Below are 26,175 nucleotides of genomic sequence, written 5' to 3' on the forward strand. Positions count from 1 at the left end.
GCAGCCGTGTCGATCCCGGACGAACTGGACAAGGCGCGTCGTATGGCGTTCGCCGCCGATGAGGCCGGGGCACGCGACCTGCTGCTCTCGTTGATTACGCGAATCGAGCGCGACGACCGAGACGACCTCATGCTGGAAGTCCTTGGGCAGCTTGGCGAGATCTACCTGGCGCGCGGGGCGTACGACGGGGTCCGCGAATCGGTCCAGCGGATTCAGGACTGCGTGGCGATCTACGCCGGCACCGCCGCCGAACGGGTGCGGCTGTCCGAGACCGAGATCGCTCACATGATCTGCCGGTACGCGCGGCGCGCCCAGTTCCTGCGGACGGGGTTGGCCGCGGCGCGGGGTGATCACGAAGGTGCGGCGGCGGAGCTGGTGTCGTTGTGCGACAACGACACCGGACCGGCCGACCTCGCCGGCGAACACCGGCGGCTATGCACCTACGCGCGCGTCCTGTGCGCTCTCGCGCTGTGCGACGACGACCTGCACGTGCGGTCGGCGCCCTTGTGGGAGAGGGTTCTTGGCGGCATCGAGCACGCCGGTGACGACGGCGAGCGCGCCGACCACCTGTGGGTCACCGCGGCGACCGGGTACGGCAGGTTCTGCGTGGAGACCGGACGGTCGCCGGAAGCCGAGCCGTGGCTGCGCCGCGCCGAAGCGCGCGCACAGGCCCACGGCTGGGAACTCGCCGCAGCCAGAGCACAATTGGAACGCGCCGCCGCGCGCTGGGCGGCCAACGACCATGCCGGCACCGAAGAACTGGTGAACCAGGCCTATCCCGTCATCGCCCGCCATGACCGGGCCCACGACGTCGCCCGGTGCTGGCTGTACATGGGACTCACCCGGCTGGGCGCCGGCGCCCTGGAGGCCGCCGACGAATGCTGGGAACACGCCGAACGGCACTGGCGGGAATTGGGTAAGCCGCTGCACCTGCACCGTATCCTGTTGCAGCGCAGCTGGATCGCCATCTTCTGGAGCCACTTCTCCGACGCGGTCGAACTCATCGCGCAGGCCCGCGAACTGCTGGACTCCTCGCCGCGCAGCAGCTGGCTGCAGTACGCCCAGCTCGACAATCATCTCGGAACCGTCTGGCGCGCGGACGCTTTGGCCGACCTCGGGTTCGACAGCTCGGGCGATCCCGACGAGACCCTGGAGGAAACCGAGGCGCGGCAGGCCGACGGGCTCGGCATCCTGCGTGGCGAGGTGGGCACGCCGGAATACTGGCGCGGTATGACCAAGCTGGAGCAGGCCGCCGAGCTCAAGGTGCCGGCCGCTTTGGCGGTCGACTCGGTGCGATATTCCATCGCCGACGCCGACGCCAGGGCCCGCTGGGCCACCGGCATTGCGGCGCCCATCCTGGCCGGTGCGTTTGCCGTGGCCTGCGAGTGGGAGAACACCGCCCTGATCAGTGAGCTCGTCGAATACCACAGCGCGCGAGGGACTTTCGAGGGTCTGCAGCGGCCGCGGATGGGCGAGTGGGCGTCGACGGCCATCGCGTCGGTGCCCATCGACGCCGACGCGCAGGCCGACGCGCTGGCCGCCGCGGGCCGCCCGTCGCGGGCGGCGCCTCGCTGACCAGGCTGGGGCCGTTGCCGCCGCTGCAGATGCAGCCCGGGGCGGAGCCGATCCTGAGTCACTATCGCGCGCTCGCCTCGCAGCGCTATGGGCGCGATGTCACCGCGCCCGAACCCGCCTGGTCGACGTGGCCATGAGCGAGCCCGACCGGCTGACCCTGGTGCTGCGCTACGCCGACCTCGGGATCGCGACCTACGCCAGCCTGCGGATCGTCGGACAGCCGTCGAGAACCGTCACCTGGGTGCTGGAAGAGCCGCTGCTGCTGGCCGGCCTGCAGGAGCTCACCGCCGCCCTGCCCGAGCCGCACGGCGCCGAAACGCGGCGTGACGCCATCGAGCGTGCCCTGACGACGGGACCATTCGCCAGGCCGGACACCGAACTCACGGTTGCCTACATCCTCGGTGTGCTGCTGATCGGAACACCCGGGTGGCAGCTGTTGGCCGAATGCGTGGCCTCGCCGCGGGCGGTGCTGTTCGTCTCGCCCAGCGCTCGGCTGGCCCGGGTGCCCTGGGGACTGCTGGCGATCCCGAAGTCGGGCCCCAGCAAGGAGGAACTGGTGCGCGCGCGCCAGGACGCGATCACCGCCAGCGGCCGCGCCGCGGCCCAAATCCCGTGGCGGCTGGCCGATATCGATGATCTCACCGACGGCCATCGGCTGATGGAGCTGGCCGACGTGCTGATGGCGGTGCCGCCCAACATCGTGCACTCGCCGCGAACACCCGCCCGGTGGGATGCCCGGCGAGAAGGGCCACCACTGCTGGTCCTCGATCCCCGGGTGCCGGGACAGCGACCGGACTCCGCGCTCGGATCGGTGCTGGGCAGGCCCGCGCCGCACACGCCCGTGGCTCGGCATTTCGCCGGACTCATCGAGCGGCGACCGGTCCTGCCGCGCACCGACACCGTGCTCGAGCTGTTTCGCCGCCACGACGCCGACCGCGCGTGGCTGGGCGAGCAGCTGGCCCAAACCCCGTGCCGGCTGCTCTACGTCGGGCACGCGAGTTCGGCAGACGATCGACACGACCAGGGCACTCGGGCGGACCGGGCGGCGCTGCACCTGGCCGACACCGCGGCCATCCCCGGGGACGCCAACGCGATCGGCGATCACCGCCCGCTGACCGCATCGGACCTGATGGCCCTTCGGCTGCCGATGCCGCCGCGGGTGGCGCTGCTGGCGTGCGGATCCGGTGGTGACTATCAATTCGACGAGGCAACCGGTTTGGTGGCGGCGCTGATCCTCAACGGCGCGCAACTGGTGACCGCCACGTTGTGGTCGCTGCCGACGACGGCGGCGTACCGGCAATTCGCCGAGTTGGCCGGCGCGCCGGGTCCGGAGCCAACCGATCCGATGGCCGAGCTGGTGGCCGCCGTCGACGCCGCGCACGATGCCGCGCCGGAGGCGGGATGCGCGGTGAATCGTTGGCAGCGAGAACAGCTGCGGCGCTGGCGCGACGGGGACCCGCGCGCCAGCCCGCTGTATTGGGCCGCCCTGGTCACGTTCGCCGTGGATGGCGAACGGTAGCGCTCACAGCGACGCCACCCAGGCCGCGTGCACGGCCAGCACGTCGTCGGGCAGCGAAAGCTCCTCGCGGGCGGTGGGATCGAACGCCACCAGCACCACCAGGCCCGGCCGCAGCAGGGACAGGTCCAGGCCGCCGTCGCATCGCGCCAGCTTGGCGATGAACGTCTCCCCCGAGACGGCCACCACCTCGATGAAGACCTGCCGCTTGACCTTGCGCACGGTGCCGACCCCGACGGTCCGGTTCCCGGCATCCCCGCGGCGGCGGGACCCGAGCCATTCGGCCAGCAGCAACAGCTTGTTCATGCGATCAGCGTCCGGCCGGGCACCGGCTACCGAACCCAACTTTATGGCTGCCGCGAAGTTTGCGATGGCCCTATTCTGTGCAGATGAGCGCCGAGCCGCAGGTAGCGACCGCCGGGGAAGGCGAGGCGTCGGGCCATCCGCGCCGGCTGGTGATCGAGGCGGCGTGGCGGGCCATCGGTCCGGGCGTGGAGGTGCTCAGCGGTGACGACGGCGGCCCGCTGAGCCGCACCGTCAAACGCATCATCGACCCGCTGGTGCTGCGCCTGCGGTCCAACCCCGCGTACTCGGCCCCGGTCGTGACGCCCGAGACGGCCGCGCAGATGCATGGCCTCATCGTCGGCAGCGGTTCCGAATTGCGCTCGGCCGCAGCCTGGTTCGAGGCCCTCAAACTGGAGCGCCGGCGGCATCGGATCCGCACCGGGAATGCGCAGGAACTCTACTTCCCGGTGTGCTTCGAGCTCGCCGTCACGAAAGGCCGACCGACGCCGGGGGATTACCGGACGGCGGCGGCGGTGCTCGGCGAGATCCACCGGGATCGCGACCGCACCGCGATCGAGGTGCTGCATCGATACGTCGCGGACCCCGACGTGGTTGCCACGCTGGCCAAGCAGCTGGAGCGCAGTTGGCGTGACGTGCGGGCGGGCGAGGCCGCCATCGATCCGTTCCGCGCCGAGCTCGGCACGGTGTTGGGCACGGCCGGCAGCCACGGCGCCGCGGCGGCCCGGCAGCGGGTCTGGACGGCGATGATCACCGACGCCACCCCGTACAACCTGGGTGCGCTGGCCCGCACCGACACCGATCGGCTGCCGTGGTCGATCGTCGGGTTGGGTTTGAGTTCGGTTGCGCCGCAACGCCCTCCGGAGATATCCCAGAGCAGCAACGGCGACCGCCCGCTGGATCGCAGCGTGGTAGACCGGGTGCGCGCCACCCTGCGGCGCGCCTTGGATCGCGACGCGTTGCCCGAAATCCCGTTGCTCTGCGAGGAAGAAGTCGATCGCGCCTGCGCGCCGTGGGGGCTGTTGGCCGAGGACAAACAGGCCACGCTGGTGGCCGGCATCGAGGTCGCGGTCCAGCTGGCTCCGCTGGATCCGGCCGCCTCTTGCCGCTACGACCTGGCCGCCCAGATCCAGGCGCGGCTGCGCAAGGAAGCCTATGTGTTGCACGCCCGCCGCTATCTGGCCGAGAACGGCCCCATTCATCCTCGCCAGCGGCAGGTGGTCGACGACCTCGCCAGCTACGCACAGCCCTACCTGAGCCGGCTGTGGGCGCGGCTGCACGGCCGCGACGTCTGGCAGGAGCCCTGCGCCGACGTCGACGACGTGCGCGCGCTGCTCGACGGTGTGGCGCGGTCGGTGAGCCTCGACCACCGGCAACGGATCAAAGCGATGCTGGAATTGCAGGTGGCCGGATGAGATTGGTTGCCGATTCCGGACTTTGGAGCACCGGCCCCGTCGATACTGCGGTCGCGACGCCACTGGTCGCGCTGCTGGAAGTCAGCGGCGCGGTGCTGTCCTGGACGCTGGACGATCCCGACGATGCGGCGCCGCACATCACGTTCACCGATGCGTCGCGCGCGGACTGGTTGTGGCGGGTCCTCGGCGAGGCCGGACATGTCGCGGTGGTGTCGGCGCTCGACGGCGCGGCGGGCCGGCCGCGCAGCATCGAGCTCACCGGCGTCGAGCTGGTGGCGGGCTCGGTCGCCCCGCTGCGCAGGCTGGCCACCGGGCACTGGCTGCGCCGGTGGTGGCCGGCCAGCAGGCAGGACGGCATCGCCGGCCTGGACCGTGCGCTGCTCGACGTCGAGGTCGCATTGCTGACCGCCGGGGCGCAGAGCTTCTTCCCCGACGACACGCTGGATTCCGACGTGACGCAGCTGCTCGCGCCACACGCCGCCGCGCTGATAGGCCATGTCCGCAGCCATGATTCGCGGATTGCCGACCTGGTACGGACGGGCGCCGAACTCGCCGACGAGATCGGCGCCGATGGTGACGGCTGGCCGGAACTGATTGCGGCTGTGGATGATTCGAGTGTGATCCCGAGGTCGCCGAGCGATCGCCGCGAGGATTACGCGCTGGCCGCCGGCGCGGGCACGGGTCCGCGCGGCGCGGGGGCGATAGCCCGCGGCGTCGCATCGATCGCCTGGAGCGGGGTTCCGCCCGCGATCTTCGATGCCGGCGAGAACACCGTCGAGTGGAGCATCGAGGCCGGCGGCGCGACCGTCGTCGCCGTGGTACGGGCGGCGGTCATCGGCCCGGACCCGGCTACCGGCATCGCGGTGCGGCTGCGTTCGGCGGCCGTCGACGGCACCGGCACCCTGGACGCGACCGGGCGCGCGACCCTTCCGCTCGAGGACGGGCCGGGCCGCGCCCTCACCGAGTCGGCCGCCTGGGGCCACGACTGGTCGGCGGCGTCCGTGGTCGTGGGCGCCGAAACGCCCGAATCCGCCGAGACCCGGGCGCGCGTGCGGAGGTGGGCGCGGGCGCGGCTGGACCTGCCGCCGCGCGACGCCTTCCTCGCCGAAATATTGGCCGCAGAATCTGCCTATTAGGCCTACTAAGAACCCCGGCCATTCCCTATGCTGAGCGAGTGCCAAACACCTATCGCGTCGTTCAGTGGAACACCGGAAACGTCGGCAAGAGCTCGCTGAAATCGATCGTCACCAACCCCACCCTGGAATTGGTGGGCTGCTACGCCTGGTCACCGGAGAAGGCGGGCCGCGACGCCGGCGAACTCGTCGGGCTCCCGCCGCTCGGCGTCAAGGCGACCAACGACATCGACGAGCTGCTGGCGCTGAAGCCGGACTGCGTGGTCTACAACCCGATGTGGATCAACGTCGACGAACTGGTCCGCATCCTGTCCGCGGGCGTCAACGTGGTGACCACCGCGTCGTTCATCACCGGGCACAACCTGGGCGAGGGCCGCGACCGGATCCTGGAGGCCTGCGAAAAGGGCGGTTCCACGATCTTCGGGTCCGGCGTCAGCCCGGGCTTCGCCGAATTGCTGGCGATCGTCTCGGCCATGGTGTGCAACCGGATCGACAAGGTCACCGTCAACGAGGCCGCCGACACCACGTTCTACGACTCCCCGGAGACCGAGAAGCCGGTCGGCTTCGGCCAGCCGATCGACCACCCCGACCTGCCGGCGATGGCCGCGAAGGGCACCGCCATCTTCGGCGAGGCCGTGCGACTGGTCGGCGACGCCCTCGGCATCGAACTCGACGAGGTCAAATGCGTGGCCGAATTCGCCCAGACCACCGAGGATCTCGTCATGGCGTCCTGGACGATCCCGGCGGGGCACGTCGCGGGCACCTACATCAGCTGGCAGGGCATCGTCAACGGCAAGGTCCTGATCGACCTGAACGTCCGGTGGAAAAAGGGGCAGACGCTCGAACCCGATTGGCAGATCGAACAGGACGGCTGGGTCATCCAGGTCGACGGGCAACCGACGGTCACCACCAAGGTCGGCTTCCTGCCGCCGCCGTACTTCGAGGCCACGACGCTCGAGGAATTCATGGACCTCGGGCACATCATGACGGCGGTGCCCGCCATCAACGGGATCGCCGCCGTCGTCGCGGCGGCGCCGGGCATCGCGACCTACGCCGATCTTCCGCTGACACTGCCGCGCGGCAACGCGTATGTCAGCATTGATCGGTGAGTGCGCGCTTCATCATTCGCATCCTCAGCGTTGCGGCCGCGACTGGAGCGTTGAGCGGCCTGCCCGACAGCCCTGCGGCGCAGGCCGATCCGTGCCCGGACGTCGAGGTGGTGTTCGCCCGCGGCACCGGCCAGGACTCCGGCGTCGGCCACGTGGGTCAGGGCTTCGTCGACTCACTCGGGTCGCAGATCAACGGGCGTTCGATGGGGGTCTACCCCGTGAATTACCCGGCGTCGGCGGCTTTCGCGTCCAGCGCCCAAGCCGGCGCGGACGACGTGGTCGCTCACGTCGACGACATGATCGGGCGCTGCCCCGGCACGCGACTGGTGCTCGGTGGCTTCTCGCAGGGGGCGGGTGTGATGGATCTGGCCACCCGGGCCCTGCCGCCCCAGGCCATCGATCATGTGGCGGCGGTCGCCATCTTCGGCAATCCCACCAGCGAGCTAGCCGGCAATTTCACCGGCGCCGTTTTCTCGCCGATCGGCCCGCCGTACAACGCCAAGACCATCGACCTGTGCGCCGACGGCGATCCGGCATGCTCCCCCGCGGGCGGCAACCTGATGGCGCACGGCTCGTACGTGCAGTCGGGGATGACGGCCCAGGCCGCCACGTACGTCGCCGGCCGGCTATAGAGCGGCGCGCCGCCGAGCGGCTTTGGCGTAGCGGGCGCCCAGCGCCGGCACCGCGATCGGGCCCTGGTCGCGGACCGCCTCGATGGCATTGCGCAGCGGACGGGCAAGGCCCGCAAAGGATCCCATGTCGAACAGCAGAGGGGTCAGCAGCCGGTTGTGGACGAAGCCGAAGGAGCTGCCGGTCTCGGGGTCGGCCCAGCCGAGCGTTCCGCCCAGCCCGACGTGACCGAAGCCGCGAAGCAGACCGGGAACCGGCGACTCGTGGTAGCCCAGGTGAAAAGGCATGGGCACCACCATGTTCGCGTCGGGCCACTTGCGGCGCGCCTGTCCGGCCAGTCCGTGCGCCAGATCCTCCGACACGAACTTCTTCCCGTCGATGCGGCCGTCGTTGGCCAGCACGCCGAACATCTTGGCCAGCGCCCGCGCGGTCACCACGCCGTTGGCGGCGGGCACCTCGCCGTCCAAAAACGGGGTGTCACCCTTGATCAGGGAGATGACGCCGGGGAAGTACATCGCGCCCAGCGCACCGGAGAACGGCAGACCCGCCACCCGCGGTGCGAGGAAGTTGATCACCGGTGCGCGCAGCCGTCCCTGCGGGATCAGGATTTGGGCCGCCGTGGTCGGCGAGCCCTCCGGTGGGCGGCCCAGATGCAGCCCGTCGGTGTTGAGCGGACGGGCCACCTCCTGGCGGATCAGCTCGCGCATGCCCTTGCCGGTCACCGCCCTGGCCAGGCCGGAGAGCAGCCATCCGTAGGTGAGCGCGTGGTAGGCCTGCACCCCGCGCAGGTGATCGACCGGCGCCGCCGCGAGTCGCTCCTCCATCAGCAGGTGGTCCATCAACTCCGCCTTGGTGACGCCGCGCAGGTGCGACAGCCCGGAGCGGTGCCGCAGGACGTCGCGGACCGTGATCTCGGCCTTCCCGTTGGCGGCGAACTCGGGCCAGTACTCGGCGACGGGCGCGTCGTAGGAGAGCAGGCCGCGGTCGGCGAGTCGGTGAATCACGGTGGACGCGACACCCTTGGTCGCCGAGAACACCATGGCGCCGGTGTCCGCGGTCCAGCGCTGCGTGCCGGCCCGGTCCGACCACCCGGTCCAGACGTCCACGACGGGAATCCCGTCGACGTAGACGCTCAGCGCTCCCCCACCGAACCGGCGCCCGGGAAACAGCTGGGAGAACACCCTGATGGCGCCCGCGAAACGCGGGTCGGCAGCACCGGACACACCGCGCGGCAGGCCGGCATCGGTGACCAGCAGGGTCGACGGCGTCACCGCGCCGGGACCCCTCGAACGTTCACGCGCTTGAAGCTATCAGCCTGCGCCGATTCACCCGCCTGACTTCACAGATCAGCGCGCGGAGCCGTCCAGAAGCGCGTCGAGGAGTCCGTCGAACTCGGTCGCCGGGGGGCCGCCCGCCGGTATACCGGTCAACACCCGCAACAGGTGTGCACGGCCAGCGCCGGCGGGGGACTCTGGCAACGCGCCGAGGTCGCGGTGGCCCTGGCTCAGCGATACGCGGTCGCCTTCGGCGACTTGGAGTGCGCGGCCGCGATCCCCGCGATCGCACGCTGAACCCGCGTCAGCCGATCGGTGGGTCCGGAGGCGGGGCGGCATCTGTGCCGTGGGCTGGTTCGGTGGGCGAGTCCCTCAAATACCGCCTCAGCCGCAGCAGCTGATTGACCACCATGCCGACGCCGAGCAGCATCAACACCACCACTACGGCCACCACGATCGCGGTGCTCACGGGTCCATGATGACACTGCGGGGGTTTCGATAATCCCTGTTGAGGGGTAGCCACCTCGCCATGAGCGCCGAAGACAAGCTGAAAAACAAGATCGAGGACCTCGGGGGCCGGGCCAAGGAAGCCGTCGGCAAGGCCACCGGCGACCCCGAGACCAGGGACGAAGGCCGGGCCGATCAGGCGAAGTCGGCGTTGAAGGATGCCGGCGAGAAGGTGAAGGACGCTTTCAAGAAGTAATGAAGATTCGCAACGTGTTGACCGCCGTGTCGGCGCGCGGGCTGTCGGTGTGCGCGCTGTCGGCTGCGGCGGTGTTCGGTTCGTTCGTCCCGAGCGCGCCCGTTCCGTCCGCGGCGGCCGAGCCCTGTCCCGATGTCGAGGTCGTCTTCGCCCGAGGGTCGGGCGAGCCGCCCGGCGTCGGTGGGATCGGCCAGCCGTTCGTCGACGCGTTGCGCGCACAGACGGGCGGCAGGTCCCTGACCGTCTATCCGGTCAATTACCCTGCCAGCACCGACTTTTCGAGCCCTGACTTCCCCGCGACCGTCATCGACGGGATCCGGGACGCCAGTTCGCACATCGAGTCGATGGCCGCGAACTGCCCCGACACCAAAGAGGTGCTCGGCGGCTACTCGCAGGGGGCGGCGGTGGCGGGCTACACCACGTCGGCCGCCGTGCCCCCGGGCGTCCCCGCATCCGCGGTGCCCCCGCCGATGCCGCCGGACGTCGCCAAGCACGTCGCCGCCGTCGCGTTGTTCGGCACGCCGTCGGGTGAGTTCCTGCACAAGTACAACGCACCCCCGCTCACCATCGGACCGCTGTATCAGCCCAAGACGCTCGAGTTGTGCGCGCAGGGCGACCCGGTGTGTGGCAACGGCGGTGGCAACGATTTCGCCGCGCACACGTCGTATCCGGTTAACGGCATGACACACCAAGCCGCCAACTTCGCCTCCAGCCATCTCTAGGTTCGGCGGTCTTGCAGAATGAGCCCATGCGGGTTCTGATCACGGGCGGCACCGGATTCGTCGGCGGGTGGACCGCCAAGGCCATCTGCGACGCCGGGCACTCCGTCAGGTTCCTGGTCCGCAACCCCGGCAAGCTGCAGACCACCGTCGCCAAGCTCGGCGTCGACGTCTCTGACTTCGCCGTCGCGGACATCACCGATCGCGTCGCGGTGCGCGACGCGCTGCAGGGTTGCGACGCCGTGGTGCACAGCGCCGCGCTGGTCGCCACGGACCCGCGCCAGACCCCCGAGATGCTTGCCACCAACATGCAGGGCGCGCAGAACGTTTTGGGTCAGTCCGTCGAACTCGGCCTGGATCCGATCGTGCACGTGTCCAGCTTCACCGCGCTCTTCCATCCGGACCTGGAGACGCTGACGGCGGACCTGCCGGTGGTGGGCGGGGCGGACGGATACGGAACGTCCAAGGCGCAGGTCGAGATCTATGCCCGGGGCCTGCAGGACGCGGGGGCGCCGGTCAACATCAGCTATCCGGGCATGGTGCTGGGCCCTCCGGTCGGTGACCAATTCGGTGAGGCCGGCGAGGGCGTAAGGGCGGCCGTGCAGATGCACGCGATCCCCGGCCGCAGCGCGGCGTGGCTCATCGTCGACGTTCGTGACCTGGCCGCGCTGCACGCGGCGTTGCTGGAGCCCGGGCGCGGGCCGCGCCGCTACACCGCCGGCGGACACCGGGTGCCCGCGGCCGACCTGGCCACCCTGCTCGGCGAGGTCGCCGGGACGCCGATGGTCGCCGTCCCGATCCCGGATACCGCGCTGCGCGTGGCGGGCGCGGTGCTGGATCGGGCGAACCGTTTCCTGCCCTTCGAGACGCCGTTCACCTGGGCGGGCATGCAGTACTACACCCAGATGCCGGCCTCCGACGATTCCCCGAGCGAACGAGACCTCGGCATTACGTATCGCGATCCCAAGGAGACGGTGGCGGACACCTTCGAGGCCATCCGCGCCGCGGGCGGCTAGCCGCGGGCGCCTCAGCCGGCGGGCTTGATCTCCAGGCCGACGTGCACCTTGTCGATGCCGCCGCGGACGATCGAGTGCACGTAGAACCACGGCGCGTGGTACCAGTACCGCTTGAGGACGGCGTTGTAGACGCGGCGCGTCTCGGACTTGGGTAGCACCCGGGCTTTCGCTTGGACCTCTTCGCTCTTGGGCTTGCCCAGCGCCCCGCTCTTCGCGATCGTCACCCGGGGAGTGTTGTTGATGCGCTTGGTTTTCCACGACCCGTCGTCGGTGATCACCAGCAGCGTGTCGTCACCGTCGGGGACGCCCCAGATCGGTGTCGGTTTCGGGCGGCCGTCCTTGGTGAATGTTGTCAACAGCAAGTACTTGGACTGGATGACGTCCTGGAAGCTGGGGGCCACGGGTGTTCCTTACCTCTGGAGGGCTTGCCCCGTCCCTATCCCCGGTGGTTAAGAAACTTAAACGCGGCGGCCAACCGTGCCGGTCACGAGGCCGCGACCGAAATGGATTGGCTGACCGTGTAGCTGTCGATCCCCTCGGTGCCCAGTTCGCGGCCGTACCCGCTGTTCTTGACCCCGCCGAACGGTGCCGCCGGATCCATGATGTAGCCCTCGTTGACGCCGAAGGTGCCCGACCGCACCCTGGCCGCCACGCCGTAACCACGCTCGACGTCGGCGGTGAACACCGATCCCGCCAGCCCGTACTCGGAGTCGTTCGCGATCCGGACCGCCTCGTCCTCGTCCCGGTAGGAGATCACGGTCAGCACCGGACCGAAGATCTCCTCGCGGGCGACCCGCATGTCATTGGTGGCGTCGCTGAACAGCGTCGGCCTTACGTACCAACCGGTTTCGAGGCCGTCGGGCATCTCGCTGCCACCGGTCACCAGGCGCGCGCCCTCGCCTTTGCCCGATTCGATGTAGCCGCGCACCCGCTCCTGTTGGCGCTGCGCCACCAGGGGCCCGATCTGGGTGTCGGGGTCGGCCGGGTCGCCCACCGCCATCGACCGCATGCCCGCCGCCAGCGCATCGACGAATTCGTCTTTACGGCCCTGCGGCACCAGGATCCGGCTCAGCGCGTTGCATACCTGACCGCTGTTGGCCAGGCTGGCCATCTGAATGGCGGTGGCGGTCGCGGCGGGGTCGGCGTCGTCGAGCACCACGGCGGCTGACTTGCCACCCAGTTCCAGGCTCACCTGTGTCAGCTCCTGGGCGCAGGCCAGCGCGACCTGCCGCCCGGCGGCGGTGGACCCGGTGAACGAGACCTTGTCCACGCCGGTGTGACCCACCAGCTGCTCTCCGACGTCGCGGCCGCCGGGCACCACGTTGAACACGCCGGGCGGAAAGCTTGCCGCCGCAACGAGTTCGGCCAGCAGCTGCGCGTCGAGCACGGATTCGGGGGCGGGCTTGAGCACCACCGAACATCCGGCCAACAACGCCGGCACGATCTTGCACATGGTGAGGAACTGGGGCATGTTCCACGGCACCACGGCGGCAACAACGCCGACGGGTCGCTTGACGATGCGAATATCCTTGCCGTACAGGCCCGGACGATCCTGTCGCCACTGGTAATTCGCCGCCATACCGCAGAACGCCGAGATCATGGTCAGCGGCAGGCGAACCTGGGCCATCTTCGCAAAGGTGATGGGCGCGCCGATCTCGGCCGAGATCAGCGCCGCCATGTCGGCCCGCCGCTCCTTGTAGATGCCGGCCAGGCGGGTCAGCGCCTCGATCCGTTCCGCCGGCCGCATGCGGCGCCACGGCCCGGTGTCGAACGCCGCGCGCGCAGCGTCGACGGCGCGGTTCACATCCTCGGGTCCGGCGGCGACGGCGTGGCCGATCACCTCCTCGCTGTGCGGCGATACCACCGAGATGACGGTGTCGCATCCAGCGGCCGGTGCGGCCCACTGGCCATCGATGAAGAGCTGGTCCCTCTCGTACATCAATCTCCTTGGGGCTCTGCGGTTCAGCGATCAAGTGTTGCGGCCGCCGTTGACCCCGAGTATCTGACCGGTGATGTAGCCGGCTTCCTCGGAGACGAAGAAGGCGCACGCCGCGGCGATGTCTTCCGGCGTGCCGACGCGACGCACCGGGGTGCGCTGGATGTGATCCTCCACCGTGCCACCGAGCAGGTGCCGCCGCTCGGCGCTGCGCAGCATCGGTGTGTCGACGAAGCCCGGCGGAACCGCGTTGACCGTGATGCCGGCCGGGCCGTATTCGAGCGCCAGCGATTTGGTCAGGCCGTTCACCGCGGACTTCGCGGCGACGTAGTGGGCCATGAACGGCTGCCCGGAGTGGGTGCTGGACGAGGAGATGTTGACGATGCGACCCCATCCGGCCTCGACCATGTCGGGCAGCACGGCCTGAACCGTGTGGAAGACGCCGTGCAGGTTCACGTCGATGACCTTGGACCATTCCTCGAAGGACATGCTCGTGAACTTTCCGAACCCCTCCACGCCGGCGGCATTGACCAGCACCAGAATCGGGCCTAACGCCGCGCGGATCTCCGCTATCGCGGCATCGACCTGGGCGCGATCGGTGACATCGGCGCCATAGCCGAAGCCGTCATCGGTGGGAGTCAGGTCGAGGACGGCCACCCGAAATCCGTCGCTGCGCAATCGCTCGGCGACGGCACGGCCGATCCCCGAGGCGCCGCCGGTAACGACCGCCGTCTTCACGCGAATGACACCTCGACTTTCCTGAGCGACCGCCCAAATGAGGGCTTCACATGCCTATCACCCGGCCTCACCCACGGTCAAGCGCGGTTGTCGATCCCGCTTGATCCGCACTCCGTGGCCCACTTAAGGTCCGTTGATGGACAGACCCCCGTTTCGTTTCGGAGTGCAGGCCACCAATGCCGCCGGGTCACGAGAGTGGCGCGATACGGTGCGCCGGGTCGAAGGTCTTGGATACACAACGCTTTTCCTCGCGGATCACTACCTGGGACCCGGGCCGGCGCAGCGCGAGGCGCGCACCCCGCGCCAGGACCTGGCGCCCATCGCGGCGATGGCGGCGGCGGCCGCCTGGACCGAGACCCTGCGCATCGGTTGCCGCGTCTTCTGCATCGATTACCACGTTCCCGCGGTGTTGGCCAAGGAGGCGGCGACACTCGATCTGCTCTCCGATGGGCGCCTGGAATTCGGCGTCGGTGCCGGATGGAGCGGAGTCGAATACGCCGCGATGGGGCTCGCGTTCGATCGGCCGGGCCGTCGCATCGCCAAGCTGGCCGAGGTGGTTTCGCTCGTCAAGGCCCATTGGCAGGGCGACGAACTGGAATACTCGGGCGAGTTGGTCGAGGCACGCGGCTATGCCGGTCGGCCACGGCCGGTGCAACAACCCCACCCGCCGATCATCATTGGCGGGGGCGGGCAGCGCGTCCTCACGCTGGCCGGACGCGAGGCCGACATCGTCAGCATCTCCAGCGTGCCGTTTGTGGCACGCGATCCCGACGGGCTGGACCCACAGGCGGTGGCGGAGCGCCGGATCGGCTTCGTACGCGACGCCGCCGGCGCGCGCTTCGGCCGCCTGGACGTCGAAAGCTCGCCGTACTTCACCGAAATCACCGATGATCCCGAGACCGTGCTGGCGGCGCTGGCGAAGTCGACGGGCATCGCCGCCGACCTGTTGCGCGATCATCCAAATGTGCTGATCGGTTCGGCGGATCACGTTGTGGAGACGCTGCATTCGCGCCGGGAAACCCTGGGCGTCAACTACGTCACGGTGCAACAGGAACAGATCGACTCCTTCGCGCCGGTGGTGGCCCGCCTGCACGGACGGTGAGCCTTGACCGCCGCGACCGCAGGTGCAAGCATGGCAGCTACGCGGTTTGGGCGATCGCTCAAACCGCCTGACTGACGGTTTCTCGGGAATGAGACGGCGCAATGGCGAAGCGGACCAGGTACAGCGAATATCACGACCGGTATGCGAACTACCGGTTCGAACTCACCGACGACGGAATCCTGTTCATGCAGTGCCACACCAACGGCGGCAGTTTGGTGTGGGACTGGCGCGCGCACGACGACATGTCGGATGCCTTCGCCGACATCGCCGGAGACCGCGAAATCAAGGTCCTGATCCACACCGGTACCGGCGAGAACTACAACGCCAACTGGGGCCGGTTGCCCAACGGTGAGCTGGTGGACGAGCCCGAGTACCTGTTGATGTCCGGCACCCGCGGACTGGTCAAGCTCGACGAAAAGGCTTGGTATGCACGGCATCTGATCACCAACGTGCTCGACGTCGATGTCCCGATGATCAGCGCGGTCAACGGCCCGTGCAACATCCACTCCGAGGTGGCGCTGCTGGGCGACATCGTCCTGGCCTCCGAAGACGCCTACTTTCAGGACGCATCCCACTTCCCTCGCGGCCAGGTGCCCGGCGACGGCCAGCACGTCATCTGGAGCTTCCTGGCCGGCCACACCCGCGCCCGCTACTTCCTGCTGACCGGCATGAGGCTCGGGGCGGCCGAGGCCAAGGAGTGGGGCGTCGTCAACGAGGTGCTGCCCAAGGACAAATTGCTGGACAGGGCCTGGGAACTCGCGCGCGAACTGGTCAAGCGCCCACCACTGACGCTGCGTTATTCGCGCCAGTTGTTCACCAATCCGCTCAAGCGGGCCTTCATCGACGAGCTCGGCCATGGCCTGGCCCGGGAAACCTACGCGCAGCGTGCCTTCTTCCCGTTCGGCGGCGAGATGGCACCGCTGGACCGGGCCTGGGACCAGGAGCCCTGGAAAGGCTCGGCGCAAAACGGCGGCCAGCGCAGCGAAGGAGTGCCCTCGTGACCGGCATCCAGCAGCGCCTGTCGACCGGGCGGGGCAAGTTCACCACCGACTATCCCGAACTTGGGACGGCCCCCGTCAGCTATGAGGATTCGATCTCCGAGGAATTCTTCACCGCCGAGCGCAAGGCGGTGTTCGAGCGAAACTGGTTGTGCGTCGGCCGGATTGAACGCCTGCCCCGCAGGGGGTCGTACTTCACCCGTGATCTGCCCGGACGGCTGGCCTCGATCGTGATCGCCCGCGACCGCGACCGCGACGACACCGTGCACGCCTTCCACAACGTGTGCGCGCACCGGGGCAACAAGGTGGTCTGGCAGGAGCACCCCGCGCGGGAATCGTCGGGCACCTGCCGCGCGTTCGCGTGCAAGTACCACGGCTGGCGCTACGGTTTGGACGGCAGGGTCAACCACGTCACCAACGAGGGCGAGTTCTTCGACCTCGACAAGAGCACCTTGCGGATGCCACCGGTGCACTGCGAGGTGTGGGCCGGCTTCATCTTCGTCAACTTGGCTTCCAAACCGGGACAAGTTCCGGTGCCGCTGCGCAGCTTCCTGGGCGACGGGCTGCTCCCGATCGAGAACTACCCGTTCGACAAGATGACTCAGCACTACGGGTTTTCGACCCGGATCAACGGGAACTGGAAGCTGGCCGTCGACTCGGTGTGCGAGTGGTATCACCCGCCCTACGTGCATGGACGCTTCATCGATCCCGACGTGTCCAAGGCGGAGAAGATGGTGCCGCCCGTCGACTCGTATCACTACGAACTGTTCCGGCCGCACATGCTCACGTCGGTCCCGGGACCGCCGCCGCTGCCGCCGCGCGAGCCCGGCGCCGCCGGCCCGGCCCGCCAGGACCAGCGCTGGGTGTACAAGCTGTTCCGGGCCGGGCTTTTCGGCCCCGACGACGTCCCCGATATCGGGCCGCAACCGGACTTCCTCAACCGGGGCGAGATCGCCTCGTGGGGCAATGATCAGTTCTGGGTCTTCCCGAACATCTCGATCCAGATCTGGGCCCGCGGGTACTACATCACCTACACCTATTGGCCCGAGACCGTCGACTCACACATCTACGAGATCGACATGTACTTCGTGCCGCCGGCCAACGCCGCCGAACGACTGGCGCAGGAACTGGTGGTCGACAGCACGATCGAATTCGCGATGCAGGACGTGAACACGATCGAGGCCACGCATTCGGCCCTGAAGACGCGCGCGCAGAGCACCTTTCACCTCAGCGACCAGGAATTGCTCATCCGCCAGTTCCACACGGTCATCCGTGACACGGTCGACGCCCACCGGTCTGAGGAGGCGCGCCCATGACACTGCCGCAGGGGTTCGCCGACCTCGAACCGTTCGTCGCCGATTGGGCGTTGCCGACCCGGGCGCAACGCTACGAGGCACGGCTGTCCAAGCCCTACGAGGACCTGGTCAGGTTCTACGACGCCATCGCCCCCCGAGCCGAGGAGGCGATCGCGTATCTGAACGAGCGCGACATCAACGCCTTACCGGACGATGCGACCAGGCTGCTGCACCTGCTCTATTCGATGATCCTGATCTCCTATGCCGTCAACGTGTTCAAGCAGAACCGCATCCCGGACTCCGGCGCCGCGTTCTTCGACATGGTCGCCGAACCGGCCGTGTGATATGACCAGACCGTGACCGCATCCGAGCGACCGAAAGCGCGCGACTCCACCACGCGCGACATGCTGGTGGCGGCGACGAGCCAGATCATGGTCGAGGAGGGCTACGCCGCCGCCACGTCGCGGCGGGTGGCCGCCAAGGCCGGGGTCAAACCGGCCCTGGTGCATTACTACTTCCCCACCATGGACGAGTTGTATCTGGCTGTCTTCCGCAACGGTGCCGCCGTCTACCTCGAGCGCCAGCAGCAGGCATTGGCCTCCGACCGCCCGCTGCACGCCTTCTGGGACACGCTCACCGCACCCAAGGACACCCGGCTGCTGCTGGAGTTCATGGGACTTGCCAACCACCGCAAGGAGATTCGGGCCGAGATCTCGGCGTGGTCGGAACGCTGGCGCGAACAACAGATCACCGCGCTGAACTTCATCGTCCGCGAACACGAACTCGATCCCGACGAATTCCCGCCCGCGGCCCTGGCGGTGGTCATCGCCTCCATCGGGCGCACCCTGATCCTCGAACAGGGCCTGGGCACCCGCGGTGGGCACGACGAGGCCGTCGCGCTGGTCCACCGTTTCCTGGACCGCTTCGAAATGCCCACTCCGAAGAAACGCCGGACCACCTGAGGCGCCGGCTCAGGGCAACACGACGCGCAGCCGCTCCCAGCCGCGCACCGTCGACGTCGACGCCAATTGCGCTGTGTCGTAATCGATGTCCCATTCGGGCCAGCGGTTGAGGATCTCGTCCAGCGCGACGCGGCCCTCGAGGCGGGCGAGGTTGGCACCCAGGCAGTAGTGCACGCCTTTCCCGAAGGTGATGTGCGAGATGTTGTCGCGACGGATGTTGTACGTGTCCGGATCGGTGTAGCGGCGGTGATCGCGGTTGGCGGCGCCGAACAGCAACAGCATGGCGCTGCCGGCCGGAACCGTCGTGCCGTAACACTCGAAATCCTTTGCCATCCAACGCGCGACGTGCGGGCCGGTGGGTTCGAAACGCAGCGTCTCGTCGATGGTGCGGGTCAGCAGCGACCGGTCCTCGTAGACCGCGCGGCGCTGGTCGGGGTGCTCGGCGAGCACCTTGGCCAGCGAGCCGATCAGCCGGCCAGTGGTCTCATTGCCCGCCCCGGCGACCACCTGGGTGTAGTGCAGCACCTCCTTGCGGGTCAGCTTGCGGTGCACCCCGTTATCGTCGTCGAATTCGACGTTGAGCAGCGTCGTCATCAGGTCGTCCGAGGGGTTCTTGGAACGCCATTCGACGTAGTCGGCGTAGATCCGGCCGTCGGCGATGGAGTCGGCGTCGGCGACCTTCAACGGCGCACCCGGCTTGGTGCGCAGGTTGGCGTCGTTGGCGTCACGGACCGAGATCTGTTCGGACTCCGGGATTCCCAACAGCATCCCGATCACGCGCATCGGCATCATGGACGCCAGCTCGGCGATGATGTCGAATCCACCGGAACCGACCAGCGGATCCAGGCAGCGTATGCAGTACTGCCGAATCTGGTCCTCGAGGGCGGCCATCCGGCGGGGGGTGAACACCCGCGACATCAGGCCGCGCAGCCTGGAGTGCTCCGGCGGATCCTGGAACATCATCACGCCGCCGGGCATGTCGAACTTCGACTGGACGAGCTCGAGGATGTCGCTGCGCCGGTTGGAGAAGGTTTCCCAGTTGGCCAGTCCGTGCTCGACGTCGGAATGCCGTGACAGCGCCCAGAAGTCGTATTGTTCGTTGTAGTAGATCGGTGCCTCTTCGCGCAGCCGGGCGTAGACCGGGTAGGGGTTGGCATTGATGTTGACGTCGTAGGGGTCGTAGTAGACGTCGGTGTCGTTGGTGACGGTCATCGATGCGTTCCTTACTTCAGACAGCTGCCGGCATCCACCGGCAGCGCCACGCCGGTGATGTATCGCGCTTCGTCGGAGGCCAGGAACAACACGGCATTGCTGATGTCCTGGGCGGTGACCCACGGGATTGGCAGCGTGTGGAAGGTTTGGCAGATCGGGGCCAGGTCGTCCGGGCCGGGGTTCTCCAGGTCGGGACGAAAGGCATGAAAGGTGCCCTCGTTGATCAGCAGCGGCGTGTTCACGTGGGTCGGCAGGACGGCGTTGACCCGGATCATCTTGTGCCCCAATTCAACTGCGAATGCCCGCATCAGCCCGATCACCCCGTGCTTGGCCGACGTGTAGTGGCCGGTGTGCAAGTAGGCCTTCTTACCCGCGACCGACGAGGTCAAGATGATCGAGCCGCCGCGGTCCCCGGCCAGCATGTGCGGGACGCCGGCTTTGACCGACTTCCACACCCCGCTGAGGTTGACGTCGATCATCTCCTGCCACAGCGCCTCGTCGGTCTTGTGCAGCTTGCCGGTCATCGTGCCGATGCCCGCGTTGGCGACGATGGCATCCAGGCGCCCCAGCTGTTCGACGCCGCTGTCGACCGCCGCCTTTAACGCGTCGTACTCACGCACGTCCACCTCGGCGGTCACGACGCGGGCTCCGGCGTCCTTGATCATGCCGGCGGTGATGTCGAGGTCTTCCGGCGTGGCGGCGGGGGCCGGCGAGCCTTCGAATCCACGGCAGATGTCGACCGCGATGATGTCGGCGCCCTCCTGCGCGAGCCGGACGGCGTGACTTCTGCCCTGCCCCCGTGCCGCACCGGTCACGAATGCGACCTTGTCATCCATCCGACCCATGCATCCTCCACCCATCGGACTTTGGGCGATCGCCCAAAAGTGTGGCGCAGGCCATGTCTAGCAGCATCCCGACGAGTCCGTCAAGACCGCAGGGCGGCCTCGATCAGCGTCGCCGCGGCGGCGCGGGCATGGACGACGGGCGCGGTGTCATTCAGCGACGTGGCCATCGCGGTGGCACCCTCGAACAGCACGGCCAGCTGCTGGCCGAGCAGATGGGGATCGGCGGCACCGGCCTCGCGCGCCACGGCGATGAGGCGGTCGGTGAAATCCCGCTTGTGGGTCCGCACGATCTCGTCGGTTGTCGCCAGCGATCCGGCCGACTCCACGGCGGCGTTGTGAAAGGGGCAGCCGCGCACGACGTCTGATTGGCGCAGATCGAAAATGGCCAGCAGGCGCTCGCGGGCGGGAAGCGTGGCGTCGTCGAGGCGCTTCTCGGTGGGCGCTCCGCCGCGGGACTCGATGTTGCGCAGGTAGTTGTCGACGAGTTCGTTCTTGCTGGCGAAGTGCTGATACAGCGTTCGCTTGGAGACGCCGGCCTCGTGCGCGACGAGTTCGACGCCGGTCGCGTGGATGCCATTGCGGTAGAAGAGCCGGGCCGCCGCACGCTCGATGCGTTCGCGCGCGCCGCGGCCGGCGGCGGGACGCGGCTGCGCTGTGGCTGCACTCATGCCGCGATGGTACACCGCTCGGTTTACAAGGCTGCCGCTTACCGGTAGTTTGGCCCTATCGAAGTAAACCGATCAGTTTTTTCGAAGGGGAACGGGATGGTCCATCCGCAGGACATTCGCGCTGACCAAGCCGCTATCGAGGGCTGGGGTGACAAGGAGTCGCGGCTGATCACCTGGCACGACCCGATCACCACCCAGTCCACCGCCGCGGCGATGTCCGGCCTCGCCTACTGGCGCGCCGTGGCCGACGGCCAGTTGCCGCCACCGCCGATCGGTGAGCTCATCCAGATGCGCGTCACCGAGGTCGCGAGCGGTCGAATCACGTTCACCTGCACGCCCGACGGGTCCATGTACAACCCGCTGGGAACGGTTCATGGCGGCACGGTGTGCACCCTGCTGGACACCGTCACCGGCTGCGCGCTGCACACCACGCTCGGCGAGGGCGTCGGCTACACATCGGTGGAAATCAAGGTCAACTACCTGAAGGCCATCACCGTGGCCGGCGGTCCGCTGACCGCGGTGGGCGCCGTCGTCAAGGCGGGATCGCGGATCGGGTTCACCGAGGCCAAGGCCACCGATGCGTCGGGGGCGCTCGTCGCGACCGCAACCAGCACGCTGTTGGTCTTCGACTTGCCCGGCCGGACACATAACGGCAACGGCACCCAACGCCGAAGGGATTGAGCTGCCATGTCTTCCGTTCTCATCACCGGAGCCAACCGCGGCATCGGGCGCGCCATCGCCACCGAGTTCGCCGGCCGCGGCCACCGCGTGGTGGCCACCGCACGTGATCCCCGCACCCTGGCGGACCTTGACGTCAGCCAGCGGCTGTCCCTCGACGTCACCGATGACGCCAGCGTCACCGCGGCCGTTGAGGCCGCCGGTGACATCGACATCGTCGTGGCCAATGCGGGAGTCATCTTCTATGCCGCCGTGGAAGCCACCCCGCTGGCCGAGCTGCAGCGGCTGCTCAACCTCAACACCATCGGGGCGATCCGCGTGGCCCAGGCGGTCCTGCCGCAGATGAGGTCACGCGGTGCCGGGAAACTGCTCTTCATGTCCAGCGTCGTCGGACGCGTCGTGTTGCCGCCCGGCGCGGCGTATGCGGCGACGAAGTGGGCGCTGGAAGCCCTGGTCGAGTCGCTGGCGATCGAGGTTGCGCCACATGGCGTTCAGACCGCGTTGTTGGAGCCCGGCGCGGTGAGCTCCGGGGCCCTCGACGACGTGACCACCTACACGCTGCCCGACGATCCCTACGCCGCGATCCTGCGGGGCGGCGGTCCCCGCGACGGCATGATCACGCCCGAGCAGGTCGCGGCCGAGGTGGTCGATGCCGCGGAGAAGCCCCAACTGCCGCTGCGCATTCCAATCGGTGCGCCCGCCAGGGCGCTGCTGGCCGCCCGCCACGCGGCTTCCGACGAGGTGCCGTTCATTATGGGGGCGGCCGAGAGATGATGGTCCGGTGGCGAATGACAAAGCGGCGACCGGGCTTCTGCTGATCGTGACCGCCGAGGAGGCCGTCGCCGCGATCACCTCTCTTTAAAAAGACGTCACGTGGTGGCCGGCTCCATGAAGATTTGCGTCATAGGTGTGAAGGCTTCGTTAAGAACGCGGCACGCCGCCCTTTGGACCCGCACCGTGGAACCATGACATTCGCCGCTACCCGCGACGGCGCTTTGCGCTGGACACGGGCGCCGCTGCGCGCCGCGCCCGCCGCGGCGTCGATTCGAGTCACGGCCAGCTATGCGGTCCTCCTGCTCGCCATCTACCTGCTCCTCGCGGCGCTGGGTCCGCACGCGCGCGAGGTCGCCGTGAGCCGGATGAGCACGAACGTTCACAACCTTGGGCGCGGCCACCTGGGCACGTTGATCGGCAGCGCATTCGTCAACGACGGCGGCGACCTGTTCTTCTGGCTGCCCGGGCTGGTCTGCCTGCTGGCTCTGGGCGAACTCATGTGGTGCGGCCGGGGGCTGCTCGTCACCTTCGCCGTCGGCCACATCGGCGCCACGCTCATCGTGGCGGTCGGGCTGGTCGCCGCCATCGAGGCGGGGACGCTGCCGGTGTCGGTCGCCCGCGCCAGTGATGTGGGGATCAGCTATGGCGCGGTATGCGTGCTCGGCGCGTTCACGGCGGCGATCCCGGCACGCTGGCGCGGCGCCTGGGCGGGCTGGTGGTTGGGGACCGCGGTGGTGGCGGCCTCGAGCGCGGACTTCACCGCCGTCGGTCACGTGGTGGCGTTGCTGCTCGGCATCGGGTTGTCGGCTCGAATGCGACCGGCAGCCAGCTGGACTCCGCTGCATCAGGCCTTGCTGATGGTGGGCGTCACGTTCGGTTATCTGTTGCTGGCCGGGCCTTCGCTGATGGCGCCCGCCGGCGGTCTCGCCGGTGCGCTCATCGGGCTGGCCGGCAATCGCTCCCTAGTCAGGGGGCCCCGTCAATGCGTCGACGTGGTAGCGGCTCGCAGTCCAGGGCGGTGAGTCGGCAGTGGGGGTCAAGGTGACGGTGACCTGTGCCTTGCCCGCGGTGACCGACTGCGGCACCAGGTAGGTGTCGTCCAGCCACCGGTGAACGGTGTTGCTGCGCGGCTGTAGCCAATTGCCCGTCGGTACGCCGTCGACGGCGACGTCCGCCGACTGGAATCCCGTCGCCTGATCCGAGGTGCGCCGCAGCAGGACGCCGTGGTTGTCCGGGTCGATCTGGACGTGAAAGGCGATCGCGCCCTGGGTGGTACGGACCGAGCCGACGACGGGCAGGGTGTCTTGAGTCCCCTCGTATTCGCTGACCAGCAGCTGGTCGGTCGCGTCGGAATCGGTGTAGCCGTGCAGGACCCGATTGACCGGATCGGTGGGGCTGACGTCGTCACCGGCGCTGATCCCGGCGTCTGGCTGCGTGTAGAGGAATGCGGTTGAGCTGTAGTCGGGTTGGACCATATTCCTTTTCCCGTGCTCGATGCCGAACCGGATCCCGGAGTGATAGCCGATCGCGTCGGCCAGCATGATGCGGTACACGGCGACGCAGTAGTCGGCGCATCCGCCCGTGGCGGTGCGCTGATCGGGCTGGCCGTTCAGGGGGTCGCTGAAGTGGGTGCCGTTCTTGAAGTACCAGCCGCCCTCGTAGAGGTCCTCGGTGCCGGTGCCGTACCACTGCGGCGACGCGGCGCCGTCGGTGTAGACACGCTCGGCGCCTTCGAGAAAATACGGGGCGTCATCGCTGAACGCCGTTTTGGTTCGATAGCCGTGAATGGTGTGACTGACGCCGACGAACTTGCCGCGGCCCTGCTCCTCGGCGAACACCCAGTCCTGTCCGGGTACCGTCGGTCCGGCGTGCGAGCGCGCGGTGAAGTAGCCGGCGCGGCCGCTGGCCAACGCGGGCGCCCATTGCGCGTCGGGCGTGGTGACGACGTCGCTGACGATCCCCGTCACCGGGCCGGCGCCCGTGTTGACGACCGTGACGCGGGCCGACTGCGCGAAAGGCATTGGCCACCAATCGCATAACACCAACGATCCATCGGGCTGGGTGCTGGCGCCGAACATCAGCGACCGCACGGGGTTCGCACCGAGTCCGGCACCGAAGAATTCCCCGAGTGGCGAGTCGACCATGGTTCGGCCGTCGAACTCGATCTGCAGCCGCAATCCACCCAGCTGTTCGGCGGCCGGTCCGGGCAGCTGCAGCCGCAGCTCCGAGATGCCGGCCGAGCCAGTCGGTTCGGCGATGGTTTGTGCGGCACCGGCGGAAAGGTCGCTGACCCGAGTGCTGTGCGCCGCACCGGGTGCCACCGGTTTGGGGTCGGCCACGCCGGCGGACGTGAGCGTGCCCAGCACGTCGAGCGCGGGATCGGACGGTGAGAACGTGTTGATTCCGTCCCCGTCGGGAAACTGCCGATAGTCGACGTGGTAATACTCCAAATGCGATGTGACGCTGATCCGCATCGAGCGCCGGTAAGGCATCGGCACCTTGATATAGACGCCGCCCGGCGATTGCGCGGCGTTGGCCACCAGCGGCCATACGAACGGGGCCCCCAATGCGCCGTCGACCACCGATTGCAATGGTGCGTCTACAACGGCCTGCCCGTCCAGCTCGATGCGGATGTTTCCCAGGGCGCGGACATTGCCGCCATCGCGGGTCAGCCAGATCGAATCGATTTCTCCGGCACCGTGATCCTCCGCGATGACGCAGCCGGCACCCCCGGGCGCCAGGCAGCCGCCACTGCCGTTGCGATTGCCGGTGGATATGTCGAAATCGCCGCCGCTGCGGTCAAAGCTCGACACCTGCAGAGTCTGCGCACCGGGGTTCAAATAGGGCAATCGGTCCAATCGGCGGTAGGTGTCCCAGCCGACCATCCGTGCGCCCGGCGGGTCGGTGTCGGGTGCGGCCGGCTCGGCGCCGGCCACCGCGGCCCAGGGAATCGCCACTAGCAGCAACGCGAACACCGCGGAACTCACCCGCGCGGCCACCGACATAGCCACTGAGCCTACTTTTGTCGGTCTCGTCGGCGGATGATCCGGCCACGACATCCCACCGAACAGGGCAATCGCGTACTCGTAGTTTAGGTCAGCCCACAATGTCGTACCGAAAGTTGGATTTGACCCCGTCAAGCAAGCTGGTATCCCGTTTCAACGCAACGTGTTTAAGCCCGTCCGCATTATCACGGAATGCAAGCAGGGGCCGCATTCGCTCATCGACCGGGACAGAGCGCCCAGATCGTATTCAACTAGGTCCGTTGGGGCACAGTAAAACCCGCTTTTCGCGGGAATTTGCGAGCGCACACCGTCGCCGACGATTCGAATTCAGAGGGTTGTCACCTGCCGGCTTTCAGTCAGGTGACGTATTTTGTCGAAAATTACTCATTTTCATACTCACCCAAGAGCTGAACGCGTAATATCCCTACTCTCGGGCGTCAAGATTTCTCCTAAGGACGGAGTGGTCATGTCTGGTCTGAAATACAAAGTTGTTCTTGGCATTATCCTCACCTTCACGGCCATCGCGGCTTCCGGCTGCACAACGCCGATCACGATCGACTGCGGTCCTA

The 26,175-nt window shown here is 68.2% G+C and carries 27 protein-coding genes and 1 pseudogene; 18 read left to right on the plus strand and 10 right to left on the minus strand.

Annotation, left to right across the window (positions count from 1 at the left end):
• Positions 1-6 precede the first annotated feature (6 nt).
• Positions 7-1,712 (plus strand): annotated as a pseudogene (locus tag B9D87_RS17460) (ATP-binding protein).
• A complete protein-coding gene (locus tag B9D87_RS17465) occupies positions 1,709-3,094 on the plus strand; it encodes a CHAT domain-containing protein (RefSeq protein WP_007772105.1) in 1,386 nt (461 codons plus the stop codon). Before B9D87_RS17460 ends, B9D87_RS17465 begins: the two are co-directional and overlap by 4 nt.
• A 3-nt stretch (positions 3,095-3,097) precedes the next feature.
• On the opposite strand, the gene B9D87_RS17470 is transcribed toward B9D87_RS17465, so the two are convergent.
• Positions 3,098-3,436 (minus strand): hypothetical protein, encoded by a 339-nt coding sequence (locus B9D87_RS17470; protein WP_040630610.1) that lies wholly within the window; start codon positions 3,434-3,436, stop codon positions 3,098-3,100.
• Positions 3,437-3,480: 44 nt separating this feature from the next.
• Between B9D87_RS17470 and B9D87_RS17475 the strand changes: the two genes are divergently transcribed.
• Genes B9D87_RS17475 through B9D87_RS17490 form a run of 4 tightly spaced genes read left to right on the plus strand, consistent with a single transcriptional unit; the run spans position 3,481 to position 7,683 of the window.
• Positions 3,481-4,809: a hypothetical protein gene (locus B9D87_RS17475; protein WP_040630608.1), complete on the plus strand. Its 1,329-nt coding sequence runs from the start codon at positions 3,481-3,483 to the stop codon at positions 4,807-4,809.
• The gene (locus tag B9D87_RS17480) at positions 4,806-5,945 is read left to right on the plus strand and encodes a hypothetical protein (RefSeq protein ID WP_007772099.1); all 1,140 of its coding nucleotides are present in this window, start codon (positions 4,806-4,808) and stop codon (positions 5,943-5,945) included. Before B9D87_RS17475 ends, B9D87_RS17480 begins: the two co-directional genes overlap by 4 nt.
• Before the next feature lie 38 nt (positions 5,946-5,983).
• Entirely contained in the window at positions 5,984-7,051 is a 1,068-nt protein-coding gene (locus B9D87_RS17485) for an NAD(P)H-dependent amine dehydrogenase family protein (RefSeq protein WP_007772097.1), read from the plus strand.
• The gene (locus B9D87_RS17490) at positions 7,048-7,683 is read left to right on the plus strand and encodes a cutinase family protein (protein ID WP_007772096.1); all 636 of its coding nucleotides are present in this window, start codon (positions 7,048-7,050) and stop codon (positions 7,681-7,683) included. Before B9D87_RS17485 ends, B9D87_RS17490 begins: the two co-directional genes overlap by 4 nt.
• Here the strand turns inward: B9D87_RS17490 and lipL are convergent.
• Positions 7,678-8,952 carry an esterase/beta-lactamase LipL gene (gene lipL / locus B9D87_RS17495; protein WP_007772095.1) on the minus strand — a complete coding sequence of 425 codons (1,275 nt, stop codon included), beginning with the start codon at positions 8,950-8,952 and terminating at the stop codon, positions 7,678-7,680. The genes B9D87_RS17490 and lipL overlap by 6 nt on opposite strands.
• 171 nt (positions 8,953-9,123) lie before the next feature.
• On the opposite strand from lipL, the gene B9D87_RS27725 reads away from it, so the two are divergent.
• Positions 9,124-9,252 (plus strand): hypothetical protein, encoded by a 129-nt coding sequence (locus tag B9D87_RS27725; RefSeq protein ID WP_274517471.1) that lies wholly within the window; start codon positions 9,124-9,126, stop codon positions 9,250-9,252.
• Between the two features lie 7 nt (positions 9,253-9,259).
• On the opposite strand, the gene B9D87_RS27060 is transcribed toward B9D87_RS27725, so the two are convergent.
• A complete protein-coding gene (locus B9D87_RS27060; RefSeq protein WP_007772094.1) occupies positions 9,260-9,424 on the minus strand; it encodes a hypothetical protein in 165 nt (54 codons plus the stop codon).
• A gap of 60 nt (positions 9,425-9,484) precedes the next feature.
• Between B9D87_RS27060 and B9D87_RS17500 the strand changes: the two genes are divergently transcribed.
• The 3 genes from B9D87_RS17500 to B9D87_RS17510 are packed head-to-tail and all read left to right on the plus strand — an operon-like array spanning position 9,485 to position 11,393.
• Complete coding sequence (locus B9D87_RS17500; protein WP_007772093.1) at positions 9,485-9,658, plus strand: CsbD family protein; 174 nt, start codon at positions 9,485-9,487, stop codon at positions 9,656-9,658.
• On the plus strand, positions 9,658-10,380 hold the full coding sequence (locus B9D87_RS17505; protein ID WP_007772092.1) for a cutinase family protein: 723 nt from the start codon (positions 9,658-9,660) through the stop codon (positions 10,378-10,380). The genes B9D87_RS17500 and B9D87_RS17505 overlap by 1 nt, the downstream gene beginning before the upstream one ends.
• A gap of 26 nt (positions 10,381-10,406) precedes the next feature.
• Entirely contained in the window at positions 10,407-11,393 is a 987-nt protein-coding gene (locus B9D87_RS17510) for an NAD-dependent epimerase/dehydratase family protein (RefSeq protein WP_007772091.1), read from the plus strand.
• 11 nt (positions 11,394-11,404) lie between these two features.
• Here the strand turns inward: B9D87_RS17510 and B9D87_RS17515 are convergent, their stop codons facing one another.
• From B9D87_RS17515 to B9D87_RS17525, 3 genes are all read right to left on the minus strand, one after another.
• Positions 11,405-11,794, minus strand: coding sequence for a PPOX class F420-dependent oxidoreductase (locus tag B9D87_RS17515; protein WP_007772090.1), 390 nt, complete (start codon positions 11,792-11,794; stop codon positions 11,405-11,407).
• Between the two features lie 83 nt (positions 11,795-11,877).
• Positions 11,878-13,332: an aldehyde dehydrogenase gene (locus tag B9D87_RS17520; protein ID WP_007772088.1), complete on the minus strand. Its 1,455-nt coding sequence runs from the start codon at positions 13,330-13,332 to the stop codon at positions 11,878-11,880.
• A gap of 30 nt (positions 13,333-13,362) precedes the next feature.
• Positions 13,363-14,067, minus strand: a complete 705-nt coding sequence (locus B9D87_RS17525) for an SDR family NAD(P)-dependent oxidoreductase (protein ID WP_007772086.1) — start codon at positions 14,065-14,067, stop codon at positions 13,363-13,365.
• Positions 14,068-14,203: 136 nt separating this feature from the next.
• Here B9D87_RS17525 and B9D87_RS17530 point away from each other — a divergent pair, with 136 nt between their 5' ends.
• The 5 genes from B9D87_RS17530 to B9D87_RS17550 all read left to right on the plus strand — a co-directional run bounded on the left by B9D87_RS17530 (position 14,204) and on the right by B9D87_RS17550 (position 18,424).
• Positions 14,204-15,169: a TIGR03621 family F420-dependent LLM class oxidoreductase gene (locus B9D87_RS17530; protein ID WP_040630604.1), complete on the plus strand. Its 966-nt coding sequence runs from the start codon at positions 14,204-14,206 to the stop codon at positions 15,167-15,169.
• Between the two features lie 101 nt (positions 15,170-15,270).
• Entirely contained in the window at positions 15,271-16,170 is a 900-nt protein-coding gene (locus tag B9D87_RS17535) for an enoyl-CoA hydratase/isomerase family protein (protein ID WP_007772083.1), read from the plus strand.
• On the plus strand, positions 16,167-17,483 hold the full coding sequence (locus tag B9D87_RS17540; protein WP_007772082.1) for an aromatic ring-hydroxylating oxygenase subunit alpha: 1,317 nt from the start codon (positions 16,167-16,169) through the stop codon (positions 17,481-17,483). The genes B9D87_RS17535 and B9D87_RS17540 overlap by 4 nt, the downstream gene beginning before the upstream one ends.
• Positions 17,480-17,806, plus strand: coding sequence for a hypothetical protein (locus tag B9D87_RS17545; protein WP_007772080.1), 327 nt, complete (start codon positions 17,480-17,482; stop codon positions 17,804-17,806). The genes B9D87_RS17540 and B9D87_RS17545 overlap by 4 nt, the downstream gene beginning before the upstream one ends.
• 60 nt (positions 17,807-17,866) lie before the next feature.
• Positions 17,867-18,424, plus strand: a complete 558-nt coding sequence (locus tag B9D87_RS17550; RefSeq protein WP_052002532.1) for a TetR/AcrR family transcriptional regulator — start codon at positions 17,867-17,869, stop codon at positions 18,422-18,424.
• 9 nt (positions 18,425-18,433) lie between these two features.
• Here B9D87_RS17550 and B9D87_RS17555 read toward each other — a convergent pair whose 3' ends face one another.
• From B9D87_RS17555 to B9D87_RS17565, 3 genes are all read right to left on the minus strand, one after another.
• Entirely contained in the window at positions 18,434-19,636 is a 1,203-nt protein-coding gene (locus tag B9D87_RS17555) for a cytochrome P450 (RefSeq protein WP_007772076.1), read from the minus strand.
• Between the two features lie 11 nt (positions 19,637-19,647).
• A complete protein-coding gene (locus tag B9D87_RS17560; RefSeq protein WP_101896848.1) occupies positions 19,648-20,481 on the minus strand; it encodes a mycofactocin-coupled SDR family oxidoreductase in 834 nt (277 codons plus the stop codon).
• Between the two features lie 80 nt (positions 20,482-20,561).
• Positions 20,562-21,149: a TetR/AcrR family transcriptional regulator gene (locus B9D87_RS17565; protein ID WP_007772072.1), complete on the minus strand. Its 588-nt coding sequence runs from the start codon at positions 21,147-21,149 to the stop codon at positions 20,562-20,564.
• A 96-nt stretch (positions 21,150-21,245) separates the two neighbouring features.
• Between B9D87_RS17565 and B9D87_RS17570 the strand changes: the two genes are divergently transcribed.
• The 3 genes from B9D87_RS17570 to B9D87_RS17580 all read left to right on the plus strand — a co-directional run bounded on the left by B9D87_RS17570 (position 21,246) and on the right by B9D87_RS17580 (position 23,623).
• Entirely contained in the window at positions 21,246-21,830 is a 585-nt protein-coding gene (locus B9D87_RS17570) for a PaaI family thioesterase (RefSeq protein WP_007772071.1), read from the plus strand.
• A 6-nt stretch (positions 21,831-21,836) separates the two neighbouring features.
• The gene (locus B9D87_RS17575; RefSeq protein ID WP_007772070.1) at positions 21,837-22,601 is read left to right on the plus strand and encodes an SDR family oxidoreductase; all 765 of its coding nucleotides are present in this window, start codon (positions 21,837-21,839) and stop codon (positions 22,599-22,601) included.
• 191 nt (positions 22,602-22,792) lie between these two features.
• Complete coding sequence (locus B9D87_RS17580) at positions 22,793-23,623, plus strand: rhomboid-like protein (RefSeq protein ID WP_007772069.1); 831 nt, start codon at positions 22,793-22,795, stop codon at positions 23,621-23,623.
• Here the strand turns inward: B9D87_RS17580 and B9D87_RS17585 are convergent.
• Positions 23,564-25,576, minus strand: coding sequence for a glycoside hydrolase family 172 protein (locus B9D87_RS17585; protein WP_040630722.1), 2,013 nt, complete (start codon positions 25,574-25,576; stop codon positions 23,564-23,566). The two genes, B9D87_RS17580 and B9D87_RS17585, sit on opposite strands and share 60 nt — an antisense overlap.
• Positions 25,577-26,175: the final 599 nt, after the last annotated feature.

The organism is Mycobacterium colombiense CECT 3035 (assembly GCF_002105755.1).
In the GTDB taxonomy this organism is placed as follows: Bacteria; Actinomycetota; Actinomycetes; order Mycobacteriales; family Mycobacteriaceae; genus Mycobacterium; species Mycobacterium colombiense.

Bases quoted from the DNA above. Each gene is read 5' to 3' on its own strand.
- B9D87_RS17465 (WP_007772105.1), top strand. From the start codon at position 1,709: ATGAGCGAGCCCGACCGGCTGACCCTGGTGCTGCGCTACGCCGACCTC.
- B9D87_RS17475 (WP_040630608.1), top strand. From the start codon at position 3,481: ATGAGCGCCGAGCCGCAGGTAGCGACCGCCGGGGAAGGCGAGGCGTCG.
- B9D87_RS17480 (WP_007772099.1), top strand. From the start codon at position 4,806: ATGAGATTGGTTGCCGATTCCGGACTTTGGAGCACCGGCCCCGTCGAT.
- B9D87_RS17500 (WP_007772093.1), top strand. From the start codon at position 9,485: ATGAGCGCCGAAGACAAGCTGAAAAACAAGATCGAGGACCTCGGGGGC.
- B9D87_RS17505 (WP_007772092.1), top strand. From the start codon at position 9,658: ATGAAGATTCGCAACGTGTTGACCGCCGTGTCGGCGCGCGGGCTGTCG.
- B9D87_RS17510 (WP_007772091.1), top strand. From the start codon at position 10,407: ATGCGGGTTCTGATCACGGGCGGCACCGGATTCGTCGGCGGGTGGACC.
- B9D87_RS17520 (WP_007772088.1), bottom strand. From the start codon at position 13,332: ATGTACGAGAGGGACCAGCTCTTCATCGATGGCCAGTGGGCCGCACCG.
- B9D87_RS17530 (WP_040630604.1), top strand. From the start codon at position 14,204: ATGGACAGACCCCCGTTTCGTTTCGGAGTGCAGGCCACCAATGCCGCC.
- B9D87_RS17535 (WP_007772083.1), top strand. From the start codon at position 15,271: ATGGCGAAGCGGACCAGGTACAGCGAATATCACGACCGGTATGCGAAC.
- B9D87_RS17545 (WP_007772080.1), top strand. From the start codon at position 17,480: ATGACACTGCCGCAGGGGTTCGCCGACCTCGAACCGTTCGTCGCCGAT.
- B9D87_RS17550 (WP_052002532.1), top strand. From the start codon at position 17,867: ATGCTGGTGGCGGCGACGAGCCAGATCATGGTCGAGGAGGGCTACGCC.
- B9D87_RS17555 (WP_007772076.1), bottom strand. From the start codon at position 19,636: ATGACCGTCACCAACGACACCGACGTCTACTACGACCCCTACGACGTC.
- B9D87_RS17560 (WP_101896848.1), bottom strand. From the start codon at position 20,481: ATGGGTCGGATGGATGACAAGGTCGCATTCGTGACCGGTGCGGCACGG.
- B9D87_RS17565 (WP_007772072.1), bottom strand. From the start codon at position 21,149: ATGAGTGCAGCCACAGCGCAGCCGCGTCCCGCCGCCGGCCGCGGCGCG.
- B9D87_RS17570 (WP_007772071.1), top strand. From the start codon at position 21,246: ATGGTCCATCCGCAGGACATTCGCGCTGACCAAGCCGCTATCGAGGGC.
- B9D87_RS17575 (WP_007772070.1), top strand. From the start codon at position 21,837: ATGTCTTCCGTTCTCATCACCGGAGCCAACCGCGGCATCGGGCGCGCC.
- B9D87_RS17580 (WP_007772069.1), top strand. From the start codon at position 22,793: ATGACATTCGCCGCTACCCGCGACGGCGCTTTGCGCTGGACACGGGCG.